We start from the raw sequence: 19,531 nt of genomic DNA, 5'->3' as shown, positions 1-19,531 counted from the left end.
GTGTATTTTCACAGCTAGCAATTTAGCTATGTGTAGCTTTTACTCGCATGGCCTAGATTGAGAACTCGACTTGAATGTATCCTTTATGAATGAAGTAAGATAAATTTTAACATTAATAATTTGTATGAATCAACAATTAATCAGAATATGCTGGACCTGCATCCTCTTCACTTTTGCCTTCGGCCTATGCTTCGCGGCACCCAAAACGACCGATGAGAAGGAATATCCTATGTTTTGGACATGGTTGGGTTATCAGTCGCCAAAACAGTTTGATTCCGTATGTCGTGACATGAAATATTTGGGGATAGAGGGCGTCATGTTGAATGCGGCAAGTCCAGATGAATATCGTACTGCCATACCCATTGCGCAGAAATATGGGATCCAGGTTATTGCCTGGCTATGGACGATGAATTTGGAACATGATCGGGATAAAATTCTTCGTGAACATCCGGAATGGTTCAGCGTCAACCGAAATGGCAAAAGCCTCGCGGACACTACGGCTTACGTAGACTATTATAAGTTTCTCTCACCGGTAGTACCTGAAGTAAGGGAATACCTTAAGCGAAAAATACAGTCTTATTGTGAAATCGATGGACTGGCGGGAATTTCTATCGATTACCACCGTTATGTTGATGTAGTGCTACCTACGACCCTATGGCCGAAGTATGATATTGTGCAGGACAGGGAGTACCCTGCCTGGGATTATGGTTACCACCCCCTATCTATCGAAAAATTTAAAAAGCAATATGGTTACGACCCGCGTGAACAAAAAGACCCTTCAAAAGATTTGACCTGGCGACAATTTCGTTGTGATCAGATTACCGAAGTGGCAAATATGATTGCCGAAGTGGTGCATGCCAACGGCAAAACCATGGCTGCTTCTCCTTTCCCTACACCAAAAATGGCTTCGAGGATGGTCCGCCAGGATTGGGGCAAATGGAATCTCGATATCGTATTCCCCATGGTATACAGTAGTTTTTATACAGAGGACCCCAGCTTTATACAGGATTGCACTCTTGAGAATGTCCGCGATAAAGGAGCAAATACGATCCTATACTGCGGTTTAATGGCTAAAAACAATGCAGATATGTTTACCGACATGGACGAAGCCTTCAGACATGGTGCACAAGGCATTTCCATTTTTACAATAAATAGTCTTCAAGATTCTGATATAAAAAAGCGTTTTAAAGCTTATACAGCAGCAGCGAAAGCCAAGAGAGATAGGTATAATGTTACATTGAACATTACAAAAAAACAGGTCGAAAACAATCCGTTCAAGAAAAATGGCGTGATGCAGTTAATTACTGCGAAGATACAACAGCTGGTTGAGGTTGAAAATCCCGCGGCCAAGCCCATTGTATTATCGGCCTATAGAAAAGTTGATGAATATGATGTTACCACCAAATATGTTGTTCAGGATAGGGTTAGTAAAAAGAAATTCTTCGTAACATTCTTTTTCTATGGTGGGATCCTGTCGGGCTGGAACGTTGATCCGGCTCCGGTAAATAGCTAAATTAATTGCTTTACTCTGCTATATTCGACGTTTATTAAAAATGAAGCAATGACAAAAACCCTACATATTACTGTTTGCCTGCTGATATTTGTGTTTCCGTCAGCGGTCCATATTTCCTATGCGCAGCAATGCACACGCCCCAAAACGTTAAAGAATACGTTGCCAATTGATCAAGCTTCTCTCCATCAGATCTTATCGAATAACCGGACCTTGTTTAATCAAGGGAAAGTAGCTGACTATATTCCCGAGCTAGGCAAAGCAAATGCGCGAGATATTGCATTGTCGGTCGTGAATTGCGATGGGACAATCATTAGCACAGGAGATGTGGATCAGAAATTTACCATCCAGAGCATATCAAAAATAATTGCGCTGATGATTGCAGTTAAGGAAAATGGCGAAAAAACTGTATTCAACAAAATGGGCTACTATGGCACAGACAAGCCTTTTAACCATTTTGCGAATCTCGAAACGACTGGGAAACCACTTAATCCCATGATGAACGCAGGTGCTATTCTGACGACTTCGCTGATCAAGGGTAAAGCTGATGAACCCTTCCATAAAATTCTTAAGATGATCCGATTTATCACCAAAAATGAAGCAATAAATTATAACCCCGCCGTGTACCATTCGGAAAGAATAACTGGCAATCGGAATAGAGGAATGTTCTACCTGATGCGCAATAGCGGTCTAATTGAGTGTGAAGATGAGACTCAACTAAACAATTATTTCAGACAGTGTTCTATCGAGATCACTGTGGAAGACCTTGCTAAAATAGGCTTTTTCTTTGCTAACCGATGTATTCGTTATGACGGAAATAACTCCTATGAGGACGCCGATCTTGCACAGCTGATCCTTTCACAAATGCTAATTTCCGGCATGTACGAATTCAGTGGCGAATATGCCCGCACGGTAGGCTTGCCTAGCAAATCCGGCGTCGGCGGCGGCATTGCCGTAAGCGTTCCGGGGAAAATGGGAATTGGTGCTTACAGCCCTGCTTTGGATCAGCACGGCAACTCGCTCGCAGGGTACCATATGATCCTTGATTTGGTAAGGTCGAGGCACCTGAGCATATTCCAATAAAACTCATTATCTTAAATAAACGAAACGGAATCAAGGGCAAGCGTGTTTATCCGGAAAGGAGTTGAGCTTCCTATTTAGTCCCAAAAATTCCTGATTAAACCAAATCAAATACGCCATGATCAGAACGGAAACCATTATCGCAGTTGAAAGTGTCTCCAGAAGTTCCGCCTTTTATCAAAAGCTGCTCGGTTGCACCAGCGCACATGGCGGTGATACTTTTGATATACTCACTGATGAAGAACGGGTGTTACTCTGCCTTCATAAATGGGGAGAGCATGATCATCCAACAATGCGGCGTCCAGAACACGCCGGGAATGGACTGATTCTGTTTTTTCGGACCGATAAGCTACAGGAAATATTTGACCAGGCTATTGCCCTGGATGCTACCTTCGAAAAAGAAATCCACTATAATGAGAATTCGCTAAAACACCAGTTTATTCTACGTGACCCTGACAATTATTACTTAATTATCTCCGAATGATATAGCCACATTGTAAAATACCTTACTTTCTTAAACCAGTTTAACTTTATTACTCTGGATTTGTGCCAATTTTGCTTTATCAAAATATATTACTATGGCAACACGACTAAATATTGCGAAGGTAAATACTGCAGCCTACAAGGCAATGATGGGACTCGAAACTTACCTCGAAACAATTTCCTTGACGCCCATACAGAAAGAACTGATCAAAATCAGGGCTTCTCAGATTAATGGCTGTGCCTTCTGCCTGGACATGCACAGCAAAGATGCCTTAAAACTCGGCGAAACTGCTCAGCGCATATTCCTACTGAGTGCTTGGTGGGAGACGGAATTATTCTCTGACGAAGAGCGGGTATTATTGAAAATGACGGAAGAGATCACTTTGATTCACCAACAAGGTCTTACAGACAAAACCTTTGAAAAAGCGAAAGAGTTTTTTGATGAAAAGCAAATTGCAGAGATTATCCTGGCCATCATCACAATCAATGCCTGGAACAGGATCGGTATTAGCACGCATCTTGAATTACTGAAGTAGAGATCTTGTGCTACAATCACCTCAATGCCCCCCCTGCTGGGGCATTTTTGTTTCATCAGCTGGCCTTCTTCCCTAGCAGAATGCGCTTTTCCACCAAACAGATCATGGAAGAACCCCGCCTAGCGGGGTCCATTCAAACAAACAACTTATTTCCAGCCTCCTCCCAAATCTTTATAGATATTCACAACAGCATTGAGCTGCTGCTTCTTTGTCTCAATTAGTTCCAATTTAGCGTCCAGCACATCGCGTTGTGTCATCAATACCTCCATATAATCTGCTCGTGCAGATTTGAAGAGATCATTTGACACGCCCACAGAGTTATTGAGCACATCAACTTCTTTGGTTTTGAAATCGTAGCTTCTACCGAGATTTTCTACGTTGGACAGTTGGGTCGATACTTCCAGATAGGCATTCAGAATAACCTTTTGGTAGTTGTATACGGCCTGTATCTGCTTGGCGTTGGCTGTGTTGAACTCTGCTTTCAACCCGTTCTTATTCAGCAATGGGGCCGCCATTTCCCCAATAATATTATACAATATCGATTCTGGCATTTTCAGCAGGTAAGATGGTTTAAAAGCCTGAAGCCCCAGAGCCGCTGAGATTTCCAGCGAGGGATAAAACTCCTTCCGTGCAATCTGCACATCGAGCTTCGCAGCTGCCAGCTCATATTCAGCCTCCCGGATGTCGGGTCGGTTGCTCAGTAGCTGACTTGGTAATCCTGTCTGGACTTTGTTGGGAATCAAATTGGCAAAGGTCTCTTTGTCACGTTTTATCTCCTGCGGGAAACGGCCCAGTAGAAAGTTAATGCGGTTTTCTGTTTCCTTGATCTGCTGGCGTGTTTCATATTCCATTCCCTTAGTTTTCAACACCTCCGCTTCAAACTTCTGAACAGCCAGCTCAGTTACCCGAGCTGCCTGTTTCTGTAATTTAATGACTCCTAGCGCATTATCTTGTACGGCGATATTCTCCCTTATTATCGCCAGTTGATTATCTAGTGCCAACAGTTCATAGTATGAACGGGCTACTTCAGCGATCAAGCTGCTCAATACAAAATTTTTACCCTCCACTGTAGCAAGGTAACGATTTAATGCAGCCTGCTCAGAGTCTTTCAGCTTTTTCCAGACATCTATTTCCCAGCTCGCATAGGCACCTATAGTCAAATCGCCGAGTGGATCGGGCATTTCTTTCCCGGGCGCGATTTCGGTGCTGGCGTCGCCGGCACCCTGACTGGTATAACGGCCCACCTTTTCAACCCCGCCACCAGCACGCAATCCAACTGTGGGCTTCAGGGCCCCTTTACGCAATAGAATATCATTTTTGGCTATTGCCAGCTCCTGCAGAGTCACTTGCAGTTCTTGATTATTTTTGAGGGCGGTATCTATGAGGGCCACAAGATTGGGATCAGTAAAAAATTCACGCCATTTTACTGATGCCGAGTTGACCGTATCAGTAGCTACCGTCCCGCCGAACTGCTGGGGCATCGTATTGTTTTCATGGATCTGGGTCGCCTTAGGCACACTGCAGGCAGCGGCTGATGCACATAGCCATATCCCTAATCCCCATTGTATATTTCGTTGACTAAACATTGTGATCTATTTCTTCTGTTAACGGATTTTCATCCTCGTGTTTAATAAGTTTACGTCTGGACGCCAGAGTTCCAAAAATAAAATAGAGGCCCGGTATGACAAGTATGCCGAACACCGTGCCGAATAACATCCCGCCCGCCGCGGCAGTGCCGATTGTTCGGTTGCCCACTGCTCCGGGACCGGAAGCCAGTACCAAAGGTATTAAGCCGGCGATAAATGCAAACGAAGTCATTAAAATTGGCCTAAACCTTACTTTAGCTCCTTCCAGCGCAGCTTCAATAATGCTCAATCCTTGGCTGTGCCGCTGTACGGCAAATTCGACAATTAACACTGCATTCTTCCCAAGCAAGCCAATAAGCATAACCAATGCGACCTGTGCGTAGATATTGTTTTCGAGACCTAGTAATTTGAGGAGAAAAAACGCTCCGAAAATTCCAATGGGTAGCGAAAGTAATACAGCAAATGGCATAATAAAGCTTTCGTACTGAGCCGAAAGGATCAGATAAACGAAGCCAAGACAAATCAAAAAGATATAAATCGCTTGATTACCTCGGCCTACCTGATCTTTGGAAATACCAGCCCAGTCTATACCATACCCGTTGGGCAGGGTCTTGGCTGCGACTTCATTGACGACCTGAATCGCTTCTCCACTGCTATAGCCTGCCGCCGCAGATCCTGATATTTCTGATGCCAGATACATGTTATGGCGGGTGATTTCTGAAAGGCCGTATACTTTTTCCATGTGCATGAAAGCCGAAAACGGAACCATCTCATCTTTCTCATTTTTCACGTAGAGTTTCAGGATATCTTCGGGCAATGCCCGGTACTGTGGCAGTGCCTGCACCATAACCTTATATTGTCGGTCATACTTAATAAAATTAGTCTCGTAGTTGCTGCCGACGAGGGTAGAAAGGGTATTCAACGCATTTTCGATGGTAACACCTTTCAATTGCGCCATATCGTTGTCAATATGTAGCATGTACTGTGGGAAACTTGCACTGTAAAAGGTAAATACGGAGGAAAGTTCGGGACGTTTATTCAGTTCCTGGACAAACTCTTTACTTACGGTCTCCATTCTTTTATAATCACCCGAGCCTGCTTTATCAAGCAGACGCAGCTCAAATCCACCAGCCGCTCCATAGCCCGGTACCGCTGGTGGCTGAAAAAACTCAATAGAAGCACCGGGGATATTTTTCGCAGCTTGCTCAAGTTGTTCAATAATCTCCTGCGAGGATTCTTTGCGCTCTTCCCAGCTCTTTAAATTAATCAGACAAGTGCCGGTATTTGCACCTGTTCCTTCTGTCAATATCTCATATCCTGCCAATGAGGATACGGATTGGACACCATCGATGTCTTCTGCCTCTTTTTGTAAAGTCTGTGCGGCGAGATTAGTTCGCTCAAGTGTAGATCCCGGAGGCGTCTGGATAATAGCATAGATCATCCCCTGATCTTCATTTGGGATAAAGCCCGCGGGTACCGAATTGTTCAAAAAATAGGCACCGATACAAAAACTGATCAATACTACGAAAGTAAATAATCTTTTGTCAACAATACCTTTAAGCAAATACACGTATTTGTTGGACATTTTATCGAAAAGTCTGTTGAAGGCTTCCAAAAAACGGTCCACGGCCGATTGTTTGCGTGCTTTTCCGTGATTGTTCTGTAACATTATGGCGCAGAGCGCAGGAGTTAACGTCAGGGCTACCACTCCTGAAAGTATAATGGAGGTAGCCATCGTAATGGAAAACTGTCGATAGAATATCCCCACAGGGCCAGACATGAAAGCCACCGGAATAAATACTGCTGCCATCAGAAAAGTGATCGCGATAATTGCACCGCTGATCTCATGCATGGCCTTTTTTGTGGCCTTGTAAGCCGAAATATGGAGCTCTTCCATCTTCGCGTGCACGGCTTCGATAACCACAATGGCATCATCTACCACGACGCCTATGGCCAAAACAAGTGCAAACAAAGTGATTAAGTTGATCGTGATACCAAAGAACTGCATGAACAAAAACGAACCCACGAGTGACACCGGGACGGCAATCGTTGGAATAAGTGTTGAGCGCCAGTCCCCCAGGAATAAAAAGACGACAATGGCAACAAGGACGAATGCTTCGATCAGCGTATGGATCACTTTCTCCATAGATGCATCCAAAAATTTAGACACATCGTAGCTGATCTCATAATCCAGCCCTTTCGGAAAGGAGGCTTTAAGCTCTTTCATTTTATCTTTTACGTCCTGAATCACCTGCGATGCATTGCTACCATAGGACTGCTTGAGTACAATGGCTGCAGAAGGCTTGCCATTCAACGTTGAGTAAATATCATACATCGCTGAACCAAATTTAATATCAGCCACGTCCTTAAGACGGAGCATCTCCCCGTTACTATTCGTCCGGAGCACGATATTTCCGTAGCCTTCCGGAGTAGTAAAACGCCCCGGATATTTCAGTACATATTCAAATGACTGGGATGTTATACCCGACGACTCACCGGCTTTGCCGGGCGAGGCTTCCAGACTTTGCTCCGATAAGGCCTTCATGACTTCCTCTGCCGAAATCTTGTAGGCAGTCATTCGGTCGGGCTTCAACCAAACGCGCATGGCCAGCTCCCGTGTACCTAAGATATTGGCAACCCCTACTCCATCTACACGGCGCAGCTCTGATACAATGTTCATATCGGCATAATTGTACATAAAATTGCCATCAAGCTCCTTATCCTTACTGAACAGGTTGATGTACATCAGCATATTGGATTCCTCGCGGGTTATCTTTACCCCTTCACGCACGACAATGGGTGGCAGCTTATTCACAACGGAAGCCACGCGGTTCTGTACATTCAGAGAAGCCTGATTAGGATCAGTCCCCAGGTTAAAGACAACCTGTATGCTGGCCTCCCCATCATTGCCGGCATCCGAAGCCATATACTTCATCCCCGGTACTCCATTGATAGCTCTTTCAAGTGGTATGATGACGGACTTGATCATAAGTTCGCCATTAGCCCCGGGATATTCGGCTGTGATGTTTACTTTGGGCGGTGATATAGAAGGAAACTGTGTCACCGGCAGTTGTACCATTGACAAAATGCCGAGAAACACGATAATCATCGAAATGACAATGGACAGAACCGGCCGATTTATAAAACGACTAAACATAGTAATTACAAGTAAAAGGGTTATTCAGTTTTTAACTTCAAATCAGAGATAGCATTTCTAGGCTGCACAAAATTATAGGAGATCTTCTCATCCTCTTTTGCTTTCTGGATACCATCAAGTAGAAATCTATCTTCCTTCTCAAGTCCGCCCGTTACTATATAAAGGTCGGGCAGTGAATTGCCGATGGTTATATGTCGTGCTTTAAGTTTCCCGTCTTTGTCCACTATGTAGACATACTTGCGGTCCTGCAATTCATAGGTTGCTTTCTGCGGAATGATCAACGCCTGTTTTAACGGAAAGCTCATTACGACTTTACCGCTTTCGCCATGTCTGAGAAGCCGGTTGGGATTCGGAAACCGTGCTCGAAATGCAATGTTACCCGTTTCGCTGTCAAATTCACTTTCAATAGTCTCGACCAAACCCTGTTCGGTAAACAGCTCATTGTTGGCAAGTTGTAACGATACATGAGTGTCGCCACGTTTACTGACATTTGTTTGGTAACTAAGATATTCGGGTTCTGACACATTAAAATACACAAGCATTTGACTGTTGTCAGACAGACTTGTCAGCAGCTCGCCTTCGTCAACCAGACTGCCCAGTTTCAATGGTATCCGGTCGATCGTGCCATCAAATGGAGCCCGTATTTCTGTAAAAGAAAGATGTAGCTTGGCAATGGCAGCAGCAGCTTTCGCTTGCTCAAGCTTGGCTTTGGCCATTGCCAGTTCATTTGGGGAAACGACATTTTTGTCGGCAAGAGTCTTTGTGTTCTGAACCTCGATATCTGCTACATTGACCTCTGCCAGCGATTTTCTATATTCCGCCTCGTACATCTTAGGCATGATGCGAAATAAAAGTTGGCCTTTACGTACAAATTGGCCTTCATCCACGAAAATCTGCTCCAGATAACCTTTTTCCTGTGCACGCAGTTCAATATTCCGGAACGACCGGATCTGAGACACAAAGTCTTTCCGGATGATGGTATCCATTTCAACTGCCGATGTCACATTAAATTTTTCCTTTTCTTCTTTTTCTTCCTTCTTGGAAGTGCACCCAATTTGGCATAGCAAAGCAGCCAAACTCATGAGCATAAATACTCTTTTCATTGTAAAAACGACTAATTAAAAATAAGTTGAATTGTTTGTTTATGTGAGTGGTTGAAATGCCTTCAATTTGAGCTACCAAAGGCGCTAGGGAGCTACTAATAAAAATGGAATAGCATCATCCTAAACCGCCAACGGTTCAGAAAGACTAAAATCGAGACATTTCAGGGGTTAGCTATCAAATTCTCCAGTTACGTTGCAGGAGATAGAGGTGTGGATGCAGGTATGCAGAGAAATTGCAAAAAGGGATTTTCTTTGCATACCGAAATACAAAAATGAAAAGCACTACAGCAAAAAATACCAACGTCACAAAATCACTGGCCATCTGCAGGTTTCTTGTCAATTGAAAGTTCTCACTGTCAAAATCTTCGATAAGGGGATTCTCCGTGGGTAAGTTTCCCTCTGTGCGGGAATCAAGGTAGACAGCCGAAGCGATTTTGTCCTTGTGCTGATCATCGCCGTGCTGGTACATAAAACTGATCGCTGGACGATCAGAATCGTTGCGTACGACATGACTGTTGCCACTCCTGATCAACAAGAAGCCTATAAAACATATAATCGCAATGACCGCTTTCATTTCGAGGCAAATATACTAGCGTATAAATAATTTCGAATAGGTTTAACACAATTTAACAAAATGATTACAATAAAGCGATATTGACTAAAAAAGAGACAACTGTGTCCCGCTTGCGGCCACATTTCCAGCTGGCGGGTTAACAGATCCGTAAACTGTACGTCCCCGATATTGCCACGAATTCCGCCGCTCTTCTTCTATTACCTGCTGGATGTCAAACTGTGGCGTAAAATCAGGTTCAGTTTGCAGTACGATCTGATGAAGCTTATTGATTGATCTGAGCTTCTCTTGATTTCCTAATTTTGATTTCTCGATTCCCCGCTGAAGCATCTGAATACTTTTGTCGTATATATCAAGAGGAACAGGAAAAGGATGCCCATCTTTTCCGCCATGTGCAAAAGAGAAACGCGCGGGATCCATAAACCGAGCGGGAGCGCCGTGAATGACTTCACTCACTAACGCGAGCGACTGCAAGGCACGCGGTCCCATGCCTTTCAACAACAATAGATCTTCAAATTGCTGCAGCTGGTTTTCACGCGCAATGTAAAGCATTGCTCCCAATCGTTTTAAATTCACATCTGATGCACGCACGTCGTGGTGCTTAGGCATAATCAATTTAGGGAGATCAGTAGGCCTCAACGCCGATTCGTCACTAACAAGCCGCATAATGCCCTTCCTGTTTGGAGCTGCTGCAGAATCGGTCAGATTCAAAATAATGCCCTGTGAACGTCCGTTGATACCCGCATGCGGTTCCTCAATAAAGGATTTTATCTTCTCTGAATGCCAATGATACCTCCTCGCTGTCCCATCACGCTCGTGCATGCCCTGCTGGACCACAGCCCAACAGCCATTGTCGGCCACAATAAAGTTGTGCAAATACAATTGATACCCGTCTTGGATCGCTGTACTGTCCACTTTAGCAACCAGTCTGCTCGCCCTAGTCAGCGCTGTGCCATCCAGCCCCTTTCTGTGAGCCAGATCAACCAGTTCTTGTGGCGTTTCCCTCGATGCCTTGCCCTTGCCTCCACATATATATAGACCAAAGGTCTGTGAGTCCGGATTGATGGCGCGTTTTAGTGCCCCCATCACCGATGTCGTAATCCCCGATGAGTGCCAGTCCATCCCTAAAACTGCTCCAAAACTCTGGAACCAAAATGGATCTGCCAGCCGCCTCAAAACTTCCTCCTTACCATAATCCGAAAGAATAACCTCAATAATTGAACGACCTAAAGCGCTCATGCGCTCGTAAAGCCAAGGAGGTACTTTCCCATAATGTAAAGGCAAATCTGCTGTACCGGAACGCTTCATTTAAAAAAAAACTAAAATTATTAGTACAAATGTAGGGTATTTTGGATGAGTATGCAAATTTCCTATAGCATTAAGACGTTCATCAACGTTGAGATCTGTCAAAAAAAGGCTGGGCATCACCCAACCTTTTTCATTTCTTTACAATTTGCATCGAGATTGCTTTCTGCTCTTTAAGTAGTCCGTTTGGTACAACTGTTATTTCCCCGTCAATGCTGATAGCAGTCCGGCACGGAAGGAAGGATCTTTTTCGGAAAACTCAATGGAATGCTTATAGGTATCTACATTAAAGAAAAGTTCTGCTGGCGCTGCCTTTTTATTGTCAAGAAACAGCTTAAAGCTGTACGCTGTTTTCTTTGATAGGTCCACATTCACTTTATTGGACGAAAAAACGTTGGGATGAACGACATCTTTTGTAAATGCTTCCTCGGTGGGCATCTCGAATAGATCTCCTAAAGCTTTAACCAAATTGTTGGATTGTGTGCCAAGGGATTTGATCTTGATTTTACCTTTGGTAAAGCCTACATCGTCACTAGGCTGGCCATCGATAATACCAGCAGGAATAAAATCAATTATTTCCACTTTAATACCTACCGTATCCTGATTATACAAGGATTTGGTTGTATAGATGCGGCTTGAATCCGTTTTGACCTCATCGGTGATTCGCAGGAAAAAATTCTTCTTATCCGGTCCGGGTTTGCCATTCGTAAATTTTTCTATTCTTACCCGTTCAATCGTACTCTCTGTCGCAGTGTCTCTACCGTCAGTTTTATTCTGGCTGGAGTTTCCGCAAGCAGCTATCATCATGCTAGCTGTCGCAAGTAAGGCTATGGATTGGATCTTGTACATGGTGAATTGTTTATTATCAGTAATTATTGAGATATTGTTTTATAATATTACCATTATTACTGATAACAAACAACTATGACCAATGTTTTTATCTTATTTCAATAAAGCATCGTACAAAATTTCTACGGGATGCAAAGACTTTCTGCCTGTACCATCTTTAATCTGGTGCCTGCATGAAGTCCCAGCTGCGGCAATCAAAGTTTGCTCATCTGTATTTCGCACTGCGGGCAGCAGTACCAATTCTGCCACTTTCATGGAAACATCGTAATGTTCGGCTTCGTAACCGAACGATCCGGCCATACCGCAACATCCAGATGGAATGACCTCCACACTGTAATTCGACGGAAAAGAAAGCACCTGTTCAGTCACTGCGACCAAATGGAAAGCTTTCTGGTAACAATGTCCATGCAATTTAATCTTGCGGCTGGCTACCGTAAACTGCTCTTGATGAATCCGGCCAGCTTTTATTTCGGCGAGCAGAAATTCATCGATCATTAAGGCGTTTTTCGCAAGCCGCTGCGCATCTTGTTGCATATCCTTGTCCACTAAGCTTAAGTATTCATCCCTAAATGTGATAATACCCGAGGGTTCAATGCCCAGCAGTGGCGTTTCATCCGTGATTAGATCTTTTAAAAACATGACATTTTTATGTGCAATCTTCTTTGCCTCCTTTACAAAACCTTTAGATAAAAAAGTACGGCCGCTCTGGACATGGTTTGGAATCACGACTTCATAGCCTAAGGCAGTAAGTAATTTATAAGCAGTAATGCCAATTTCAGCGTCATTATATTCGGTAAACTCGTCAGAAAAAAGATATACTTTTCGCTTACCACCCATGGAGCCTGAGCGCTGCTTTTTTACCCAGTGGCTTAATGCGGTACCATTGACCATAGGCAGCGAACGTTTAGGGGCAAAACCTACTGCCCTCTTTACCAAGCCGGACAAAAACCTGTTGTTTATAACGAAATTGTATAGGGGAGCGACAAGTGACCCCAATCTTTGGGAATCCGTGAAGTTAGCGATCAGTCTTGCCCGGATACTGGCCCCATGCACATCGTAATAATGCTGTAAGAATTCTGCCTTCATTTTGGCTACGTCCACACTCGATGGACATTCCGTTTTACAACCTTTGCAGCTTAAGCAAAGATCCATCACCTCCTTGATTTCTTCATGATCAAAACGGTTCCTTTGGGTTGAATTAGTCAGAAATTGTCGCAGGATATTGGCTCTGGCCCTTGTTGTATCCTTCTCATCCCGTGTAGCCATAAAAGAGGGACACATAGTACCACCAGTAATTTCACTTTTCCGGCAATCTCCCGAGCCTGAACACTTTTCTGCCAGGCGCAGGATCGACTCCTCTTTGGAGAAATCAAAATAAGTCTTGATCTCTGCTCGGTTGTGATTGTTATCATACCGCAAATTAGCATCCATTGGGGGGGTATTCACGATCTTATCGGCGTTAAATATTCCATTGGGATCGAAGATAAATTTTACTTTTTCCAGAAGTTTATACACCTTCTCTCCAAGCACTTTCCCAATAAATTCTCCACGCAGACGTCCATCACCATGCTCGCCACTAAGTGATCCATTATATTTTAACACAAGACTGCTGGTCTTTTCAAGTATAGAACGGAAAGTACGTTTACCAGCTTCTGTCTTCAGGTTTACAAAAGGTTCAATATGGAGCTCGCCAGCGCCAGCATGAGCATAATAAGAGGCATGTACTCCCTCCTCTTTTAGTAGTTGCTGGATATCGCTGACATAAGCAGGTAAATCTTCAGGCGACACCGCGCAGTCTTCGATCAAATTGACCGGCTGGCTATCCCCGGGAAGGTTACGGATAAGTCCAAGTCCTGCTTTTCGAACATCCCAGACCATATTTGTCTCTTCAGCTCCTGTAATATAAGGATAAGCATAGCCTAAGCCTTTTGCTATAAGTTCCGCCTTCAAGGCCATTGCCTTCGCCGCAGCCTCGTTAGCGTCGCGTCCACGGAATTCGACAATCAATAGCGCCTGTGGGTCACCCTCAATAAAAAAACGGTTATATTTATAGGTTGGGTGCCCTACCGTAAAATCCAAGATATATTTGTCAACCAGTTCGGAGGCCTCCGGCCGATGGTTTAAAGCTACAATATTACCTTGCATACACTCAACCATATCCGCAAAATGCACACATAGCAGACCGAGCTCCTGAGGCGGCAACGGCATTAACCTCAGTTTGGCCTCCGTTACAATAGCAAGCGTACCCTCGGAGCCGGCAAGGAGATTGCACAAATTAAACGGCCGGGACTGGTCGCTGAGGATGTCGAGAGCGTATCCCGTATTACGACGTGTAATAGACCGTTTGGGATAACCAGAATTAATATCAGCCCGGTTTTGCTCATTTGTCAAGAGCTCATTCAACTGTCGATAGATATCGCCTTCACGACCAGACTGTAATAGCTTTTTAAAAAAAGTAGCTTCGTTCAATTGTTCAAAAACGGCCTCAGATTTATCATCCAGAATCACATGGGCCGAAATCAGATTGTGCCGAGTGTCACCCCATACGATCGAATGCAGACCCGACGAATTATTACCTATCATTCCACCTACCATGGCCCGGCTGGCTGTCGAAGTCTCGGGTCCGAACATCAGTCCGAATGGCCTGAGGTAATTATTCAGGTCATCGCGTATGACACCAGGTTGTACACGTACCCACTTTTCTTCTACATTCAGCTCCAAAATGCGATTGAAGTGGCGAGAGATATCGACGACGATACCGTTTCCCACAACTTGTCCGGCCAGGGAAGTACCAGCTGTACGCGGAATCAAAGTCGTCTGGTATTTCCGTGCAAAATCAATTAGATACTTGAGATCATTGATATCAGAAGGAATGGCCACCGCCAATGGCTTTTCTTGATAAACAGAAGCGTCCGTCGAATATGCTAGCAACATCGTCTGGTCTGAAGCGGTATCACGATAATACAACTCGCCTTTCAGTTGAGTTGCCAATAAGGCTAATTGATTGTTATCTTTCACTGAATTTGCATTTAAAGTAGAAAACAAATTTAGTTAAATTTATCATTCATGAGAAGCATTATTTGCAAGAAACATGCAGTATAAAATAAAGAAAACGCACAAAAGTGCAAAAACACAGGCTTAAACTCATTTTAGTCTTTATGAGTCCAATGATTGGATGTATTTTTGCGGGGCAGTAATTATTAATTTGATTTCTTTTAATATGCGTAATCTCATTCTGCGGTACACATTACATTCAGACTTCATCATCTATACTATACGGGTGCTCATCGGTTTCTTACTGGGCTACATTCTTTTTGTGTCATTTCCAGAATATTCCGTTTCATGGACCCTTATCTCCATCATCTTGGTGATCTCTCCTCAGGAGAACGAATCCCAGAAAATTGCGATCGATCGGGCTAAATCTAATTTTATTGGATCAGCTATCGGCCTTACCTTATATTTTGTTCCTATTTCGCAGCTATATGCCATGATCATCGGCATTATCGCTTCGTTAATCATATGTAAAACACTTAATATCATGGCGGTAGCTCGCACATCCATGGTTGCACTGATTATAGTCTATCTGCACGAGCAGGAAAGCCGATCATATTTTGCTGCTTTAGATAGATTCGGCTGTGTATGCGTTGGTTGTCTCATCGGACTGGCAGTCATCCTTTCGACGCGAAATATTATCATACAGCTCAGAAATAGATATAATTGTTGATTATACCAAGGAATCAATCAAACAAAACTCTTTGATGAGCAGCCTAGTAGCCTATCGTCAGGTATCAATCAACCTTCACCGAACATAATTTTGTATCAACCCCAAGATGCCAGAATAATATTCATTATATATAATAATATTTTGAATATTGTGCAATATTCATTATCTTTGCACTCGAAATGACAAAGGTAGAATATAATTTGGATCAAGTTGATTACAAAATTCTGCGTTTAATGCAGGATAACGGACGAATCAACAACGCTGACATTGCGAGAGAACTTGGAATGGCCCCTTCTGCTATATTAGAGCGAGTGAAAAAGCTTGAACAGAAGGATGTTATATTAAAGTACAGTGCGAGGATCAATCCGGCAGCGGTCGATCAAAAACTGTTGTCGTTTATATTTATCAAAGCCAATGATATTATCGGGGAGCAACGCGTGGGCCTGGCACTCGCTGAAATCCCTGAGGTACAAGAAGTTCATGATATCGCCGGCGACGATGGTTATCTTATTAAAGTGAGAACCGCCGATTCAACAGGCTTAGTGGATTTGATGCGAAACACTTTGAGTAAAATTGAGGGAATTATTTCTACTCGTACTACCATCGTACTTCAAACAGTAAAAGAAGATCAGCAGGTTGTTATACCTGAATAACAGAAAGGAGGTTTAGTTATGTTGCAAGGACAAAAGAGGTCTGCAAACCCATTAATGGTTATTATTGCATATTTTATTATTTATGTGGTGTGGGGTTCAACGTTTTTCTTTATAGAAAAAGCCCTTCATAGTTTTCCACCGTTTATCTTAGGTTCATTCCGTTTTATAACTGCCAGTGCTATACTGATGACGATCTGCGCGCTAAAAGGTTATAAACTGTTTAATAAGCGCTCCATCCTGCAGGCGGCATTTGTTGGCTTCCTCCTCCTATTTATTGATATGGCTGGTGTGATCTGGGCAGAGCAATATGTTTCCGGCGGTATTGCGGCAATTATTGCAGCAGCGGCTGCCATTTGGTTTATTATCTTAGACAAACCAAAATGGAAAGAGAATTTCAGTAGCCTAACGACAGTCGCCGGCGTCGTTATGGGATTCCTGGGTGTTGTGATGTTGTTCGCCGAACAGATCGTCGCTTCCGACAATAATGCAAACGGCACTTTAAGAGTAATTGCGCTATGCATCCTTGTTCTGGGTTCTATTGCGTGGACGGTAGGGTCGCTGGTCTCCAAATATTTCAAGAAACCTGCAGAAGGAGAAAAAGAAGATTTACACGTCATGGTCAAAACGGCCTGGCAAATGGTTACAGCAGGTATCCTTTTTAATGTGACCGCCCTCCTTACGGGTGAATATGCATCGTTTGAGGTAAGAAATGTAGCGCCTGTGGACTGGTTTAATCTGGGTTACCTAATTACTTTCGGTTCTATCCTGGCCTTTAGCTCATACATCTGGCTTCTGCAAGTCAGACCGGCAATGGAGGTGAGTACATACGCCTATGTAAATCCCATCATTGCACTTATACTCAGTCACTTTTTCACCTCTCATGCGGTCACTTCATTACAGATAATCGGGCTAACCGTAATTTTATTCTCTGTATTGTTGATGAACTGGAAGGCATACCGTAGCAAATTGGCTGACAAAAACAAAAATAAGAAGAAGCTCGATGGAGCAATGCCGGACACTCCACCTAATCATGCTGATCGGAGATCTCTGGATCATCTTCCCGAAGCAGAGCTCGTGCCTTAGGTTGTTATTTTTCTAATTATATGACAAAGCTTAATGTAGATTTATGTTAAGCTTTTGTTTTTTTTATGTTTTCTGCGAAATTACCACTCGCCGATAAGATATCTTCATTTTTAAATGGCTAACTTTGCCAGCATATCTGTTAACTAACTATATGAATTTATCAAAACAAATTGCCTTTATAGGTAGTATCGGGATTATCTCAGTTTTGATGGCCTCAAGCTGCTCAAAACAGCTTTATCCTACGCAAAAAGATTTTCGGCAATACTCCATCAATAGCGAGGTGCAAGCAGATCCCACAGTGGTATCGATATATGAGCCTTTTAAACAAAAAATGGAAGCTGAGATGAACCGTGTCATCGGTCACGCAGGTAAAGCGCTGACAAAAGACAAAACTCCCGAAACCTTGATGGGAAACTTCTTCTGTGAAGCATTGTTATGGATGAGTGATCACTTTGCACACAATCCGGCTGATCTGGCTTTTGCAACCAAAGGCGGAATCCGTAATGATCTTAAAGCTGGCGACATTACGGTTGGACATATCTTTGAAGTAATGCCGTTCGAAAATACGCTGACGGTCATTGAGCTAAAAGGAAGCCAAATACGTCAACTTGCTGACTATATCGCAAAGACACATGGACAGCCTATAGCGGGTATGACGTTGATGATCTCAGCTAACGGGGCGCAGGATATCAAAATCAAAGGGCAAGCTATCGATGATAATAAGCTATACAAGCTGGTAACCTATGATTACCTTGCCAACGGTGGTGACAACCTTACCCTGTTGACGCAATCAGTGTCACGGATAAACTATCCACAGCGGATGCGCGAAGGACTGATCGAATATGTGAGTCAATTAACGAAAGAAGGTAAAGAAGTAAATGCGGTATTAGATGGAAGAATTAAAATCAATTAATCGAAGAGCGTTTATTAAGCAGGCTGGCGCTCTGTCTACGGCTCTTGCATTGAGCTCGCTGCCTTTCGATACGGAGGCCAGAAGTAAAAAAATAAGGCTGACCATTTTGCATACCAACGATGTGCACAGCCGAATCGAGCCCTTTCCTATGGACGGCGGCAAATATCAGGGTTTGGGCGGTGTGGCACGGCGTAGCACATTGATCAATAAAATACGCAATGAAGAAGAGCATCTGCTATTGCTGGATGCAGGAGATATGTTCCAGGGAACCCCATATTTTAATCTGTTCGGTGGAAAATTAGAGCTGGACCTGATGAGCAAACTGGGCTATGACGCCGGCACATTTGGCAATCACGAGTTTGACAACGGGCTGGATGGACTCGTAAAATATCTGGACCATGCCAAGTTTCCTTTCCTTACCGCAAATTACGATTTTAAAGGCACGGTGCTCGAAGGAAAAACCCAGGATTATACGATATTCCATAAGGGAGGGATCAAAATCGGAGTATTTGGTCTCGGGGTGGATATTGAAGGTTTGGTGGACCCCAACAACTATAAGGGGATGAAGTATTTAGACCCTATAGCGGTATCTAACAAAATCGTCAAAATCCTGAAAGAAAAGCATCATTGTGACCTTATCGTCTGTCTGTCGCATCTAGGTTACAAGTATGAAAATGACAAGGTCTCGGACCTGATACTGGCAGCCAAAACAGCAGATATTGACTTAATCATCGGCGGGCACACACACACTTTCCTTAAAGAACCAACGTTGGTCACTAATCTCAAAGGCGCACAGACTGTCGTTAACCAAGTGGGCTTCGCTGGTATCAACTTGGGACGTATTGACTTTATTTTGGAGGCTGGGTCCCGTAAAAAACAGATGGTAGCCACTACATATCAGGTTGATCCAACAATACAGGATACGCTGCTGGCATAGGATTATTTAATAATAAGTATTGCAGATAACAGATGCCAAAT

General features: G+C 43.5%; 16 protein-coding genes. 9 read left to right on the top strand and 7 right to left on the bottom strand.

Annotated elements, in window-relative coordinates; genetic code table 11:
• Nucleotides 1-124 precede the first annotated feature (124 nt).
• From FGL37_RS20210 to FGL37_RS20195, 4 genes are all read left to right on the top strand, one after another.
• Nucleotides 125-1,513, top strand: a complete 1,389-nt coding sequence (locus tag FGL37_RS20210; RefSeq protein WP_051606754.1) for a glycoside hydrolase family protein — start codon at nucleotides 125-127, stop codon at nucleotides 1,511-1,513.
• A 48-nt stretch (nucleotides 1,514-1,561) separates the two neighbouring features.
• On the top strand, nucleotides 1,562-2,593 hold the full coding sequence (gene glsA, locus FGL37_RS20205) for a glutaminase A (protein ID WP_037533012.1): 1,032 nt from the start codon (nucleotides 1,562-1,564) through the stop codon (nucleotides 2,591-2,593).
• A gap of 115 nt (nucleotides 2,594-2,708) precedes the next feature.
• Complete coding sequence (locus FGL37_RS20200) at nucleotides 2,709-3,074, top strand: VOC family protein (RefSeq protein ID WP_028069600.1); 366 nt, start codon at nucleotides 2,709-2,711, stop codon at nucleotides 3,072-3,074.
• A gap of 94 nt (nucleotides 3,075-3,168) precedes the next feature.
• Nucleotides 3,169-3,609: a carboxymuconolactone decarboxylase family protein gene (locus FGL37_RS20195; RefSeq protein ID WP_028069599.1), complete on the top strand. Its 441-nt coding sequence runs from the start codon at nucleotides 3,169-3,171 to the stop codon at nucleotides 3,607-3,609.
• 146 nt (nucleotides 3,610-3,755) lie between these two features.
• Here the strand turns inward: FGL37_RS20195 and FGL37_RS20190 are convergent, their stop codons facing one another.
• The 7 genes from FGL37_RS20190 to FGL37_RS20160 form a co-directional block, all read right to left on the bottom strand.
• The gene (locus FGL37_RS20190) at nucleotides 3,756-5,195 is read right to left on the bottom strand and encodes a TolC family protein (RefSeq protein ID WP_028069598.1); all 1,440 of its coding nucleotides are present in this window, start codon (nucleotides 5,193-5,195) and stop codon (nucleotides 3,756-3,758) included.
• The gene (locus FGL37_RS20185; protein WP_028069597.1) at nucleotides 5,188-8,352 is read right to left on the bottom strand and encodes an efflux RND transporter permease subunit; all 3,165 of its coding nucleotides are present in this window, start codon (nucleotides 8,350-8,352) and stop codon (nucleotides 5,188-5,190) included. Before FGL37_RS20185 ends, FGL37_RS20190 begins: the two co-directional genes overlap by 8 nt.
• A gap of 20 nt (nucleotides 8,353-8,372) precedes the next feature.
• Nucleotides 8,373-9,455, bottom strand: a complete 1,083-nt coding sequence (locus FGL37_RS20180) for an efflux RND transporter periplasmic adaptor subunit (protein ID WP_028069596.1) — start codon at nucleotides 9,453-9,455, stop codon at nucleotides 8,373-8,375.
• 175 nt (nucleotides 9,456-9,630) lie between these two features.
• Nucleotides 9,631-10,029: a hypothetical protein gene (locus FGL37_RS20175; protein WP_028069595.1), complete on the bottom strand. Its 399-nt coding sequence runs from the start codon at nucleotides 10,027-10,029 to the stop codon at nucleotides 9,631-9,633.
• An 84-nt stretch (nucleotides 10,030-10,113) separates the two neighbouring features.
• Nucleotides 10,114-11,334: a DUF763 domain-containing protein gene (locus FGL37_RS20170; RefSeq protein ID WP_037533009.1), complete on the bottom strand. Its 1,221-nt coding sequence runs from the start codon at nucleotides 11,332-11,334 to the stop codon at nucleotides 10,114-10,116.
• Between the two features lie 195 nt (nucleotides 11,335-11,529).
• Complete coding sequence (locus tag FGL37_RS20165; RefSeq protein ID WP_028069594.1) at nucleotides 11,530-12,180, bottom strand: hypothetical protein; 651 nt, start codon at nucleotides 12,178-12,180, stop codon at nucleotides 11,530-11,532.
• A 93-nt stretch (nucleotides 12,181-12,273) separates the two neighbouring features.
• On the bottom strand, nucleotides 12,274-15,198 hold the full coding sequence (locus FGL37_RS20160) for an FAD-binding and (Fe-S)-binding domain-containing protein (RefSeq protein WP_051606752.1): 2,925 nt from the start codon (nucleotides 15,196-15,198) through the stop codon (nucleotides 12,274-12,276).
• A 202-nt stretch (nucleotides 15,199-15,400) separates the two neighbouring features.
• Here FGL37_RS20160 and FGL37_RS20155 point away from each other — a divergent pair, with 202 nt between their 5' ends.
• The 5 genes from FGL37_RS20155 to FGL37_RS20135 all read left to right on the top strand — a co-directional run bounded on the left by FGL37_RS20155 (nucleotide 15,401) and on the right by FGL37_RS20135 (nucleotide 19,490).
• Nucleotides 15,401-15,904 (top strand): FUSC family protein, encoded by a 504-nt coding sequence (locus tag FGL37_RS20155; protein WP_028069592.1) that lies wholly within the window; start codon nucleotides 15,401-15,403, stop codon nucleotides 15,902-15,904.
• Nucleotides 15,905-16,083: 179 nt separating this feature from the next.
• Complete coding sequence (locus FGL37_RS20150; protein ID WP_028069591.1) at nucleotides 16,084-16,557, top strand: Lrp/AsnC family transcriptional regulator; 474 nt, start codon at nucleotides 16,084-16,086, stop codon at nucleotides 16,555-16,557.
• A 54-nt stretch (nucleotides 16,558-16,611) separates the two neighbouring features.
• Entirely contained in the window at nucleotides 16,612-17,640 is a 1,029-nt protein-coding gene (locus tag FGL37_RS20145) for an EamA family transporter (RefSeq protein ID WP_232048746.1), read from the top strand.
• Between the two features lie 151 nt (nucleotides 17,641-17,791).
• Complete coding sequence (locus FGL37_RS20140) at nucleotides 17,792-18,553, top strand: 5'-nucleotidase C-terminal domain-containing protein (RefSeq protein WP_232048745.1); 762 nt, start codon at nucleotides 17,792-17,794, stop codon at nucleotides 18,551-18,553.
• Complete coding sequence (locus FGL37_RS20135; RefSeq protein WP_028069589.1) at nucleotides 18,531-19,490, top strand: bifunctional metallophosphatase/5'-nucleotidase; 960 nt, start codon at nucleotides 18,531-18,533, stop codon at nucleotides 19,488-19,490. Before FGL37_RS20140 ends, FGL37_RS20135 begins: the two co-directional genes overlap by 23 nt.
• The last annotated feature ends 41 nt before the right edge of the window (nucleotides 19,491-19,531 follow it).

This window comes from Sphingobacterium thalpophilum (genome assembly GCF_901482695.1).
Lineage (GTDB): Bacteria > Bacteroidota > Bacteroidia > Sphingobacteriales > Sphingobacteriaceae > Sphingobacterium > Sphingobacterium thalpophilum.
The sequence above is the reverse complement of the archived record's forward strand: the minus strand, read 5'-3'. Positions and strand labels throughout refer to the sequence as shown.